Below are 12,611 nucleotides of genomic sequence, written 5' to 3'. Positions count from 1 at the left end.
CCGGTCTCGCTCCCCGCGCTTCGTTACCTCCACGCGACAGACCGCAGCTACATGTGTCATCAGCACTTCACATGGCAGTCACCTCACAGACTGCTAGACGGGCCAGGCTTGTCCTGGCACACCAGAGACGCAAAGGCGCAGAGAAGAAGAGGAGAAGCGCACTGGTGACATCGATCAATGCTCTTTCTTCACTTTGCGCCTCTGCGTCTCTGCGCGAGCTTCTTCTATCAGTCCCTCTGCGCGAGCCTCTTCTTGCCAGGTCGCAACAGCGTACGACATCATGTCGAGGCCGCACCCTGAAAAATCCTCGTCACGCAGCGCGACTGCACGCCGGTCACCATAGGCATTGCTGGTGATCTGACACACGATCCAATCTCCCCTGCCGACAGCCGCCAGCAAGAGCGCGGGACGATACTTGCGCGCCGTCAGATCGGAAAAGGGAAACGGCAGGACCACTATCTGTCCGGCTGCAAATGGGCCCATGCCGCATCCTCCTCCGATTTGAGCCAATCCTCCGCCAAGGCGGACTCGGCAAGCAATGCCGTTTCAGCGACGTCCTCGACGGGCGTCAAGAAGGTCAGGAGCGCACGGCCGGACGGCAGATGTTCGAACGGCTCGACCGGATGGACTCGACCACTGGCGTCGATTTCGACTTCGATGGTTTGCAGCATTCTCGGATCCTCTCGACTCGATGACTCGGACATGGGGGCGAGTGAGCGCCGGTCGGGTTGGTGCAGCGTAACCCGACATTGGCCTCGGCGGGGGCCGCGTGGCCGGCTGCCGGGTTACGCCCCGAGGCGCTAGCGTCCATGGCGACTCGCGCCACCCCGGAGCACGAAACCCGTAGGGTGCAGCGAGGCACGAACCGCACCGATCCTTGGCCCGTCGCCCAGGCGGCGCGCAGGCCGTAGGGCGGGAAAGCGCAGCGCATCCCGCCGTTCGCGATCGCGGATATCGATATCCACGGCGGAGCCTCCCGCCGCCGATGGAACCGGCTGGATCGCATTGCGCGCAACGATCCCGGACAGCGCTCCCATGCGGCGACTTGGCTGCGCTGACACCACCAGGAGTTCGCGCCCCATGCGTGGCGGGATGCGCTGCGCTTTCCCGCCCTACGTTCTTAAACCGGCGCGGCTCACAGGCGATTCGGTGTAGGTGCGGCTTCAGCTGCACGAAGGCCGCGGCGCTGGCGGATTGTGTTGCGGCTGAAGCCGCCCCTACAGCGCTCGTCACCGCCGGGTGAACCAACGATTCGTCTGCGCTGGAGGCCGCGTCGGGTCAGCGTGACGTGAAACATCCCGTTTCACGCTGACCCGACATCGCGGGCTCAATCCGGCCCCCGCACCTCGAGCAACCGGGACTCCCCGGGCAAGAGCCCATCGAGCCCCCAGCGCCCCACCGCGACCCGCACGAGGCGCAGCGTCGGCAACCCGACCGCCGCCGTCATCCGCCGCACCTGGCGGTTGCGGCCCTCGCGGATCGCGATCTCGATCCAGGCGGTCGGAATCTGCCGGCGAAAGCGCACCGGCGGATCCCGTGGCCACAGCGCAGGCTCCGCGAGCGGGCGGACCCGCGCCGGGCGCGTCGGACCATCGTTCAACTCCACCCCGCGCCGCAACCGCTCGAGCTGCCCCGCCTCCGGGACCCCCTCGACCTGCACCCAGTACGTCTTCCACTGCTTGTGGCGCGGATGGCTGAGGCGATGCTGAAGCCCCCCGTCGTCGGTCAACAGCAACAACCCCTCGCTGTCCTTATCGAGCCGCCCCGCCGGATAGAGGCCCGGCAGCTGGATGAAGGCCGCCAGCGTCTCGCCCGGACCGCCGCCGGTGAACTGGCTGAGCACCCCGTAGGGCTTGTTGAACAAGAGGAGTCGGGCCATGAGCAGATCGCGGGTCGCTGGACGGCCGACCATTCTAGCGGCAGGCCGCCCGCTGTCGGCGTCCGCCTCGCGGCAGCGAACGCCCCTGCCGCAGGAGCCCGCCTGCGGACGACCGCCGAGCGGCCCATCCAGCACCGAACGAGCGCGACCACCGGCCCTTCGAAGCGGCCGATGCGGCAGTGAACTTGAGGTCAACATGCCCCTTGCGCTGCACGTATTTCCGAGCTGCCTATGCGGCAGTGAACCCAGGCCGCCGCCGAGAGCACCGGCATCGGCTTTTCTGAGCTGCCTATGCGGCAGTGAACCCCCAGACAGTGCGGTTATGCCGCGCGCGACTTTTCTGAGCTGCCTATGCGGCAGTGAACTCGTGGTGCGACAGCACCTCGAGCGGCATCGATTTCTGAGCTGCCTATGCGGCAGTGAACCAGCACCACACCGCCAGCAGCGGGTTGCGACATTTCTGAGCTGCCTATGCGGCAGTGAACATCAGCCGCGATGCCGGCGCAGGCGCCGGCATATTTCTGAGCTGCCTATGCGGCAGTGAACATCGAGTTCGACGCCCAGGCGCTGAAGACCAATTTCTGAGCTGCCTATGCGGCAGTGAACGGCCAGCTCGCCCGCGCCGTCCTTCACCTCGCTTTCTGAGCTGCCTATGCGGCAGTGAACGGCGGCGCCACGGCGGCGGCGTTCGACAAGATTTTCTGAGCTGCCTATGCGGCAGTGAACGCCGATGCGCTGGCCGGCGGCTCGCGTGCCGATTTCTGAGCTGCCTATGCGGCAGTGAACTCGACCGAGGCGCTCAGCGCCGTCAACGTGCTTTCTGAGCTGCCTATGCGGCAGTGAACAGCGTGCCCTCGGCGAGGAGCGTCCAGTCCGTTTTCTGAGCTGCCTATGCGGCAGTGAACCGCGGCATCCAGGGCGAGCACCTTCTCGGCCATTTCTGAGCTGCCTATGCGGCAGTGAACGTGCTGTCGTCCTCGCCCTCGTGTTGCAGCAGTTTCTGAGCTGCCTATGCGGCAGTGAACGAGCTGCCCGTCGCCAACGGCCGCCTCTGGGATTTCTGAGCTGCCTATGCGGCAGTGAACGTGCAGCTGCCGATGCGCCTCTTCGCCGACCATTTCTGAGCTGCCTATGCGGCAGTGAACATCGAGATTCGCCTGCGGGCCGGCAACCGCCATTTCTGAGCTGCCTATGCGGCAGTGAACAAGGTGGCGCCGGGCGCGCGGGCACGGCGCTGTTTCTGAGCTGCCTATGCGGCAGTGAACACGAACGCTGGGGCGAGCGCCAGCGCGGGAATTTTCTGAGCTGCCTATGCGGCAGTGAACGGTCGATGCGGCGGCCGTGCTGGTCAGGTAGTTTTCTGAGCTGCCTATGCGGCAGTGAACCAGGCCGGTTTCGGCGTGCACGAGGGTGCCGATTTCTGAGCTGCCTATGCGGCAGTGAACGAGGGCGTGCTACAGGACGTCGCCGAGGCCACTTTCTGAGCTGCCTATGCGGCAGTGAACGTGATGTTTCGGCATCAAGACGCCCCGGCGCTTTTCTGAGCTGCCTATGCGGCAGTGAACAACAGGGTCTGCTGCAACACGAGGGCGAAGGTTTTCTGAGCTGCCTATGCGGCAGTGAACCTGGCAAGGCCAGCCCGCATGCAGGCAATCCATTTCTGAGCTGCCTATGCGGCAGTGAACCGAACCCATCGTGGCGGTCGAGCGCGACATCTTTTCTGAGCTGCCTATGCGGCAGTGAACGATCTGCGGCACCGTGATCGGGTGGCTCGCGTTTTCTGAGCTGCCTATGCGGCAGTGAACAAGACCAAAATCCCCTCAAGCCATTATTGTTAAAGATCTTTCTGGAAGATTCCGGTTTCGATCCAAATTCATCAGGAAGACGCAAGTATCTGATTTTTAGAACCGCTCCCTCAGTGCCAAAAAAAGGGTTGGCGACTCCCACCGGACTGGCCGGCTTCCGCTGCCAACCCTCTGCGGCCCGAACGGGACGTTGCGTCGAACCACTCCGGCCGATGGCCGGCACCTGCGACTCCGGTGTCGGCCCTTTCAGAACCAGGGCAGAGACGCCGTCGCGCTGAGTCCATAGGGGCTAAAGACGCCGGCGGTGGGCGGGCCCGGATGCACCTGTTGGTCAACGAACAGCCGGAAGCGCTGACCGGTGCTGGTACTGCGGACCTCGAGCCAAGGCAACACCAAGCGCTCGCCTTCGCGCGTCGGCTGACGGACAAGTGCAGCCTCGCGACTCAACCCATGGCGCCGCATCAGCCGCCGGCGCAGTCGCTCCGGGTTGCTCTTGGCCTGAACACGTCGCACCAACACGCTGCGGTCGGTCGCTGGGACCGGCGCAATCGTGCCGATGTCCAGATGGTCGCGCATCCCGCGTAGCCATTCCCGGTCAGCGAGGACGGCGAGGACGTGGCCGCTCCCGTGGAGGCGCAACCGGTCGCCCAGCGTCGGCTGCGCGGCATCGTAGCCGGGAAAGCTGATGCCGGGCCTGCCTTCCGGCAGTTCCACCAGTACCCGGTGCAGCTTCGCGAATAATGCGTTGAGCAGGACCGAGGGGGGAAACTCGGGGTCCGGCAGCAGCCGCAAATCCTGGTAGCGATCCATGGCGTCAGTCCTTATCGGCGTCGCCGAACACGCCGCCGCGGATCAGGTTGGCCATCACATAGTGCTGCTGCTCCAGCGCTGGGGCTTCACCCTTCAGCACCCAACGGTCGAGCAATGTGTAAAAGTCGACCTTGTCCTTGGGCTGGCGATAGGCGCGGCCTTGCGACGTCACGGAACCATAGGGCTCCACTGCGATGGGACCGAGATCGCCACCGTCCCCCGGATACCAGGTATCGATGGTACGCAGCGCATTGCCGATCTTCTGGCTGTGCATGGCGGCGATGCCGTCGACACTGTAGAGGGTCTTGCTTTTCTGACCCTTTTTGCTATCGCCGCGGTCGAGGATCAGCTCCTGCGAAGGGTACACCTCCTGCCCATCCCCGACCCTTGCCCAGGCGACGACCTCCAGCAGCACGAACTCCCGTCCAGCGAGTCCCTGCTCGATGACCCCGGCGAGTTCTGTCAGCGCCTCTTGCGCCGACGCCGGCGCGTCGAACGAGCGCAGCGGCAGATCGAGCGCCCCGAAGGTCCATTCGGCGGCTGTCGCGCCCCGGACCGAGCGGCGAACGCGCACCTCGACCCCTTCCGCGCCCATGCGGTTACGCCACAGGAAGCGGCCATTGGCAAGGTTGTGAGCATAGCGGCGCGCCAACTCGGCGAAGCCGGTGGTTTCGACATAGCCGCTTACGGTGTCGGCGAGCCGGGTCTGGTAGCCGGCGTTGTTGCAAGCGGACGGCTGCCCGGCGCCACCGAGCACGCGCAGCGTGAAGCGGACCTTGAGCGTGTCGGCCCCGGCCGGCATTGCACAGACGTCGACGGTTTGCAGATTGGGGGCCTGTATCGAAGCGTCGAGCTTGGCGGAGTCCTGTTGTTCCTTGGCCTTTAGGCGATTGGAGATGGTGCCGCGCACAGACTTCTCGCGCAGGGCGACGGTGGGCCAGTGTGCGGACTGGGCGCGGTCTTCCCAGCGCCCGGCATAGAACAGCGCATCGGAGGGGTCGAGCTTCCGCTCGAAGGCGAGGACGGAGGCGGTCTTGAGAGCGGCGTCGGCGGTCTTGGCCATGGTCTGTTTCCTTGTCAGTTCGCGGAGATCGGGGGGCAGTCGGCGTAGCGATTGGTGCAGCGGTAGATGCCGGCCTCGGGGGAGGCCTCACGCTGCCAGAGCAGTTGCGCGGAGTCCCGCATCCGGTGCGGGCTGACCCATTCGCCCAGCCCATAGAGGCTTTCGCAGAAGCGAAACGGGGTTATCGCGTCGCGGGTCCTACGCACCGTACCGGGGGCGTACAGCGGGGACAGGGCGGCGTAGCCGATCGGCAGTGGCACCAGCCAGCCGGCGCGGGCTCGGATCTGCCAGAGGGTGTGATCGGGGTCATTCGGGTCCGGCCCGACGGGGTCGATGTTGAGGCGACAGAGATCGAGCAGGGCGTCCAGCGCGCTGGCATCGAGACGTTCCGCTTGCAGTTCGGCGAGTCGGGCGGCGAGCAGATCGCTGCGCTCCACCAGCGCGAAGCCGGGCAGCAGATAGCGACGCAAACCTCTGAAGGCGTCTTCATTGTCGCTGGCGGAGTCGTACCACTCGAACCATTGCGGCGTATACCGCTTGTCCTGCACTGCGCGCGGGTGGGGCGGCAGCAGGCTGCCGCCGGCCAATCGCATGGCTCCGAGCAGATCGGGCAGCACTTCCAGCAGATCCGGCCGCTCGTCCTCGTGCAGCTCGGTGCGCACCTCAACAACGAGGCTGACCTCAAGGTGCGCCCGCCCCTCCTCGACCAGCGTGGCCGGCTTGTCCTCAGAAAAGCCGCGTTTCCAGCCGGCATAGTAGGGGTTACGGGTGAGCCGGAACACCCGATGATAGCGTCCGGCCGGACGAGCGACATGGGGCGCGAAGCGGTGGCAGACAATGCCGCAGCCGCCAAGGACGAGATCGACATCGAAGCGCCCGCGCAACTGGCGCTGGAGCGCATCGGTGAAACCAAGAAAGGCACTTGGGGCCGGGAAACCCCAACTGAGCGGTCCGGGAATAGCGTTGGCATTTTGGACGCGCAGCCGCGGAAGCAACAACAAGGCGGCGGTGTCAGTCATGATCGATTTCCTCGCGCAGCAGGCGCAGCCGTTCATCGAGCTCCCCGCGCCAGGCGTGGAGCTCGACCTCGCCCATCGGGGCGGCATCCGTATCGAGACGGGCGTTGAGCCAGCGACCGAAACGATCGCAGATCGCCCCACGCCAGTCGGCGGCGGCACGCGCGACAGCGAAGTCGACATCGGCCAGGACACGGTGGGGATCGAGCCAATAGCATTCCTCCGGGGGCAGCCGGCTGTCGGGATCGGCACTCCAGCCGGGCGGCAACTCGTGCAGTTCTGCCGCAAACTGGATCAGCTCGGCGACGATGGCATCGACCCAGTCGGCGCGGTTCTGACGGATCGCGAGGTTGTTGCGCTCCGGATCGCGGACGCTGACCAGGTATTTGCGCAACCCCTCGACCAGCCGACGCACCCGTCGGCGATTGCCGAACCAAGGGCCGAAAACGGTCTCGACGCGCAGCGGCGGGCGCACCGGGTCGCTGTTCCAGGTCGGCGGGAGGGCGGCAAGCAGGCAATTTTCGCCGCGCCGTTCGCTGTTGAGCTGACTGATGTTTTGCGGCTTGGTGCCGCCGAACTTGCGTACCGCGAGGTCCGGGTACTCACGCAGACCGTGGGGGTGAGGGAGTCGGCTGCGGCGCGCCTCGCGGGCGGCCTTCGCATCGTCGCCGAAGCGGTCCTCGGAGATCGTCTTCCAGATCCGGTGCGCGAGGCTGGTCGGAAACAGAGGCGCAAGCAGGTGGTAGCCGCCATCCTCCAGCGGCCAGTAGACCTGCCTGGTCAGGGCGTGCGAGGCGGGCTCACCTTTGGACTCGGCCAGTGCCGCGAACGCGGCTATCCAGTCGGCCGCTTCACGCGGATCGTCGGACAGGGCCTCGACCAACGCCGGCTCATGGGCCTGGGCCAGGTCCAACAGGGTTCGACCGTCCACCTCCAGGCGCAGGAATTTGTAGACGTCGAGCGCCGCCGCGTTGCCGACGACATCGGGCTCATGGTCGCCGTTCAGGCTGTGACTGCCGACCAAGTACGCGTCGGCAACGGGGTTGCCGGGGCTGTTCAGGCTGCTGCCGCGGGCGTCCGGATGGGTGTACTTCAGGCCATGTGTGACTTGCTGGATCTGATCCGCGCGGCGGGCGGCGTCTGCGATCCAAGTCGTCGGCGCATAGTTGGCGCGCAGCTCGGCTTGTCTATCGGGATCTTTGGTGGCGTCGAGCTTGGCTTGCAGGCGCTCGCCGATGAAGGCTTCGATCGCGGCGCGGATGCGGCGAGGGTCGGGAGACGAGTCCATATGTTACCCAGTCATCTTGCAGTTTTATTTATCGAGAAAACCTAGACCTCGACTGCCGAGGTGTCAACCGATTTTTTCTGGTGCGGATGGCATACTTGCGGACACTGCCGGGCCTACTTGCGTAGCAGCGCGGGTAGCAAAAACAGGCAGCTCAGAAAAGTCACCTAGCGGTTTTCGACCGTGACTTATTTACTGCCGCACAGGCAGCACGCGACAGTGGGTTGGCTGACCGACCCGCTGTCGCTTCCTCTCATCGTCGCCGCCCGAACCCGAGCGTCGGGTGATAGTTCCAACCCTGATCGACCCCCTTTGCCGGGAGGTCCACGAAGCCGAAACGTCGCGCGCAATCCGCGGTTTCCATGCCCAAACGGTCGGCCAGGGCCTCCAGCTCGGTGAGGTAGCAGGTCTCGCCCCAAAAGCCGATGCGGGGGCCAGTCGCTCCGAGATCGATCAAGTCCAGAACCTCAGGTTTGAGCTCGCCCGTCGTCATCACGCGCTGGAAGCCGATGCCGTTATCGTCCGGCAGCAGCAGGAAGCGCTGGTGTCCCTCGGGGTCGAGGCGGAACGGCTGCCGGCGCTGGAGATTGCCGGTCAGCGGGGCACGCGTGGTCCACCACCAGTGGACGGGGTTCAGTTGCAGCCCGCCGCCGGCGTCGCCAAACATCAGCGCGCGCAGGCAGGCGTGCTCAAGGTCCGCGAGATTGCCCCTCGGTTGCAGCGGATCGCGGGGGCGCATGCGTGGCGCGGAGTCGATACGATCGAGCTGCACCGGGGTCAGCAGCTCGGTCAGGCGGTGGCGGTCGAGGGGAAACTCCTTGCTTTCGAAACCCGGTCGACAAAAGGCCGGGGCACCCGGCCTTTGCAGGTGCTGAATGTTGGTGTCGAGCAAATGGAGGTTCGGCGTCTCGCAGGCCCCAGCGCGGTGGCGGCGCACCCGCCCGGCCAGCTGGATGATGGAACGCATCGATGAGGGCTCGACGATCGCCCAGTCGTAGTCGTGATCGCGCCCGACCTCGGCCACGGCGGTGGCGAGCACGATGAAGATCTGGTCCGGCTCCGGATGGGCGGCCAGCCAGGTGTGCATCTCCGCATCATGGAACGGCTGCCGATCGCGGGTCCGGTTCAGCACCCGATCCAACCGCCGCTCGATGGCCGCGCGCATCACGAGCGGGTGACGGGAGTGGTAAACACAGAGATGCAGACGCTGGTGCTCAGGCGCACCGAGGCGGCAGAGGGCCTGCGCGACCAGGATCAACGGATCGATGTGGGCCATGCGGATCAGCCCGACGCTCACCCGTTTGCCGCTGTCCGGGTCTGGCACCGCATGGGCGGCGTGCAGCGCCACGACCCCCTCGCGGAGCTGCTCGGCCAGTTGGGTGCAGATGGCCTCCCGTGGTTGCCCCGCTTCGATCGGCACGGGCCGGACGATCGCCCGCCGCCGTCGCTCTGCCTGGGCGAGCTGGGCCAAGCGCCGTTCGACGAAGGCGGTATGGGCAGCCTCGAAGCCCTCAGTGTCCTCTGCCGCGGCGTGGGTCGAGCGAAATTCGTCGAACCAGGCACAGCAGATGCGCACCGGCAATCCGGGCTCGCCGCGGTTCTGCTGATAGACGGCGCGTCCGGCGCGATAGCCGTCGAACAGGCCGGCGACGAGCGCCGGTGGCAGGGTCGCCGAGGACAGCAGCACGCGGCTGCCGAGCAAGCCGGCCCAGTGCACGAGGCGGCCCAGCGCCGGCAGGTCGGCGAGGTCGAAATCGTCCGGCTCGTCGAGCACCAGATCGCCGCTCATCAAGCGCAGCATCGGAGCGATCTGGTGCCCGCCGCGGATCCCTTCAGTGGCGGATATCAGATGATCGACGGTGCAGATGAGCACAGGTGCAGCGAGCAGACGTTGCGCGTCGGGGTTGCGCTCGAGCCAGCGATTGATCGGACCGTCCTCCAGGCTACCCTCATAATGGACCCAGGCGTGTTCCCGCAGCAGCGCGGCGCCTGATTCCGAGCCGAGCTGCTCGCTACGACGCTGCTCGTGCAGCTCGCGGACGGCGCCGCCACCGACCAGGACCGCCATGTCCTCGCTTCCCAGGTGCAACCTCTCCCGGTAGACGTCACCGGTCTGCAATGTCAGCGTGCGCAGCCCGAGCGCGATGCAGAAGCGAGCACCCAACTGCGGATGGGCGAGCCCGTAGAGGATGCGGCCGTTGGCCAGGGTCTTGCCGCAGCCGGTGGAGGCCATGTTGACGCCGAAAAAGCCATGCCTGGCAGCCTGGGGCTGGAGACCGACCGCGAGGTCGAAGGCGCGGTTTTGCCAGCGGAAGCGCGGATCGGTCGCCGGCCGACGAAACCCCCGATGGCGGGCGATGCGGGCCAGTTGCCGCTCCAACCTGGGCAGACTGCGCACCAATCGCCGGGCGTTGACCTCGACGCCGATCAAGTGTTCGTCGAGACGCTGCTTGAGGCCGACGCCGCGCTCGGTATTCGCGAATAGCGGACACTTGGCATCACCGAAGCGGGCGTCGGACGGCTGGCCCGAGTAATAGTGGTCGGCCAGCATCAGGGCGAGGCGCGCGAGGTGCAGCACATAGGGGTTGTCAAGCCACTCGCCCCCGGGCAGGGCCGGTCGGGCAAGCAGATCGCGGGCGACCCGCGCAACCCGCTGTTGCCAGTGGCGACTCGTTACAGGCAACCCCTTCGGAAAGGTCCAGCACTCTTTAATTTCCTTTTGGGTGGCCGCGTTGCGCGACCCCTCCTCCCACAGATCCTCGTCAGGAGGCAGGTCTTGCGGGTTGGCGCAGGCGCGACCGCCGCGGCTGCTCGCCTTGGGCCGGCTACCGCACCAGTCGGCGACGACGTGCTGCTCGATTTCGGCCAACTGGGCAGCCTTGAGCCCCTTCGCCGGGGCGGTCGGCAACCGATGGTGGCTCACGATCAGCCAGCCGACGACTTGGGCCAGAGGCGGCAGCTTGCGCAAGGGGGCCGTCGAGGCCGTTTCGCCAACACCGTCGCAGACCAGCCCGGCGAGCCAAACGTCCTCGCGCGGCGCCGATAGCTCGGCGAGCCGACGCAGCCAGCCCTCGTCGTCGTCCGTGCCGACGAACGACTGGAACAGCCGCAGCGAGACCCATTCGTGCCGGTAGGCATCGGCCACGGGGTGATCTTTTCTGAGCTTTTCCTGAAACGCTTTGCTGGCCTTGCCCAGGTCATGAAACAGCGCGGCCAGTGCGGCCAGCAGTCGGATGGCCTCTCCGTGGTGCCAATCATTCTCGTCGTCGCGGCGCAGCAGGTCGCGGCCAGTGGTGTTGGTCGGCGTCGCACCGCTGGCGTTGAAGCGGCGGGCGTCGCCGACGATCCAGATCAGCTCGCTCTGGTCGCGGCCGCGTATCCAATGGCAGGCGACCGCCGTGTTCTTACGTGCTGTCTTGCGCAACAGTCGGTGCAGCGTCTCCAGCCCTTGTTGAGTGATCGCGGTCTGCCAGGTGCGCTCGCCGCGGCGTTCGGCGAACTGGTCGAGGATCCGACGGGTCTCGCTCAGGGCGTTCTTCGAGCACTCAGAGATCAGCAGGACGTTCATTGACCCGACGCGCCCGCGGTCAGGGCGATCTGCTTCAGTGCATCAATGATCACGTCCAGTGCCTCGGCACGGGTCAGGACATCGATGGCGGCCTTGCGAAACCCCTGCTCATCGTCCCCGTGCATGGCGGATAGAAATGCCTGCGGCAGGATCAGCGCATCCTTGATCAGATCCGCTGCGTCGAACACCAGCCCGCCGCGTCGCGTCTTGCCGTGCAGCACCGCAAGGCCATGGGGCAAGCCCAACACCCAGGTGGCGGTGGCCCCAAGCCCGTAGGCCAGGTAGTTGCCATGATCCAGGAAGCGGTTGGCTGAGTCGGTGCCGGTGCCGCGCTTGGCGCGCACAAAGTCCCCGTAATTGGCCGCCTGCGCCGCCAGCTTGAAGAGCCGTTTGGTCATGCGCGCCTCGGTAGTCAGCAGCGCATTCACGTCGGCCGCGGCCGCGATGTGGTCGTAGGCATCCCGAAGCAGCGGCTCCAGACGCTCGACAGGAACCGCAAAGCCCCTGTCTGCGAACCCGCGATCTTTGAGCCAATGGGTGCGCAGCTGGTCGAGACGGATGCGCTGGATGGTCTTGGCGGCGGCGAGGCGGGCGGACTCGTCGAACCAGAAGCCCACCCATTGCTGTAGATATTCGGTCGGTCGATATTCACTCTGCGGCGACAACCAGGCGATGTCTAGCGCACCCTCGGTCGCCGCGTACAGCGGCGTTCCGCCACCGCCACAAAACCCAACCATGACGCCCGCCCTCGCCAGGTCGCGCATCGCTGCTTGGGTGATCGAGGTCCCGGTTCCGAGCAACAGGCAGGTGGTGTTGGCGATTGGAATATTCCAATAGAGCGAGCGCTTGCCAGCGTCGGTGACATATTCTACGCGGCCACCATTGACGAGGACGCGACAGTGTTCCAGGTAATACAGATTGGCGCGCTTGGAGTGCAGGATCGTCTTGAGGTCGGAGGGGGAGAAGTCATCCATTTCAAATCCCAATGAGCACGAAACGCTGATTTTTAACAGAAATCAGCCGCGCCGGAAAGTGGACGGACAGCACGCGCGTAGGTAGTGCCTGGAAGAAAACCCCTTTGAATTCAAAAAATCCGCTCGCCTCATGCCGCCGCGGGGGTGGATTTTCATTCGGTTCGAGGCCGTCAGCGAGGAATACGGGGCGGCGATGGGAATTATTTTCATC

10 protein-coding genes and 1 CRISPR repeat array are annotated in these 12,611 nt (G+C 65.7%); all 10 genes read right to left on the bottom strand.

Annotated features, from left to right (window positions below; translation table 11 throughout):
* Positions 1–174 precede the first annotated feature (174 nt).
* Positions 175–483: a hypothetical protein gene (locus CKO41_RS16660; RefSeq protein WP_200383107.1), complete on the bottom strand. Its 309-nt coding sequence runs from the start codon at positions 481–483 to the stop codon at positions 175–177.
* Positions 456–671, bottom strand: a complete 216-nt coding sequence (locus CKO41_RS16655) for a hypothetical protein (protein WP_200383106.1) — start codon at positions 669–671, stop codon at positions 456–458. The genes CKO41_RS16660 and CKO41_RS16655 overlap by 28 nt, the downstream gene beginning before the upstream one ends.
* Before the next feature lie 656 nt (positions 672–1,327).
* Positions 1,328–1,879 carry a pseudouridine synthase gene (locus tag CKO41_RS16650; protein ID WP_200383105.1) on the bottom strand — a complete coding sequence of 184 codons (552 nt, stop codon included), beginning with the start codon at positions 1,877–1,879 and terminating at the stop codon, positions 1,328–1,330.
* Between the two features lie 157 nt (positions 1,880–2,036).
* Positions 2,037–3,684: a CRISPR direct-repeat array (repeat unit 28 nt; unit sequence TTTCTGAGCTGCCTATGCGGCAGTGAAC).
* Between the two features lie 246 nt (positions 3,685–3,930).
* Positions 3,931–4,494 (bottom strand): type I-F CRISPR-associated endoribonuclease Cas6/Csy4, encoded by a 564-nt coding sequence (cas6f, locus tag CKO41_RS16645; RefSeq protein ID WP_200383104.1) that lies wholly within the window; start codon positions 4,492–4,494, stop codon positions 3,931–3,933.
* Between the two features lie 4 nt (positions 4,495–4,498).
* Positions 4,499–5,557, bottom strand: a complete 1,059-nt coding sequence (csy3, locus tag CKO41_RS16640; RefSeq protein ID WP_200383103.1) for a type I-F CRISPR-associated protein Csy3 — start codon at positions 5,555–5,557, stop codon at positions 4,499–4,501.
* A gap of 14 nt (positions 5,558–5,571) precedes the next feature.
* Positions 5,572–6,576 carry a type I-F CRISPR-associated protein Csy2 gene (gene csy2, locus CKO41_RS16635; protein WP_200383102.1) on the bottom strand — a complete coding sequence of 335 codons (1,005 nt, stop codon included), beginning with the start codon at positions 6,574–6,576 and terminating at the stop codon, positions 5,572–5,574.
* A complete protein-coding gene (csy1, locus tag CKO41_RS16630; protein WP_200383101.1) occupies positions 6,569–7,861 on the bottom strand; it encodes a type I-F CRISPR-associated protein Csy1 in 1,293 nt (430 codons plus the stop codon). Before csy1 ends, csy2 begins: the two co-directional genes overlap by 8 nt.
* Before the next feature lie 250 nt (positions 7,862–8,111).
* Positions 8,112–11,426, bottom strand: a complete 3,315-nt coding sequence (gene cas3f / locus CKO41_RS16625) for a type I-F CRISPR-associated helicase Cas3f (protein WP_200383100.1) — start codon at positions 11,424–11,426, stop codon at positions 8,112–8,114.
* Complete coding sequence (gene cas1f, locus CKO41_RS16620) at positions 11,423–12,400, bottom strand: type I-F CRISPR-associated endonuclease Cas1f (protein ID WP_200249993.1); 978 nt, start codon at positions 12,398–12,400, stop codon at positions 11,423–11,425. The genes cas3f and cas1f overlap by 4 nt, the downstream gene beginning before the upstream one ends.
* A gap of 1 nt (position 12,401) precedes the next feature.
* Positions 12,402–12,611 (bottom strand): hypothetical protein (locus CKO41_RS16615; protein WP_200383099.1); only part of this gene is annotated, 210 nt, incomplete at its 5' end.

It is taken from the genome of Thiococcus pfennigii, from assembly GCF_016583835.1.
Classification (GTDB): Bacteria; Pseudomonadota; Gammaproteobacteria; order Chromatiales; family Chromatiaceae; genus Thiococcus; species Thiococcus pfennigii.
This window is presented reverse-complemented; position numbering and strand designations above follow the sequence as displayed.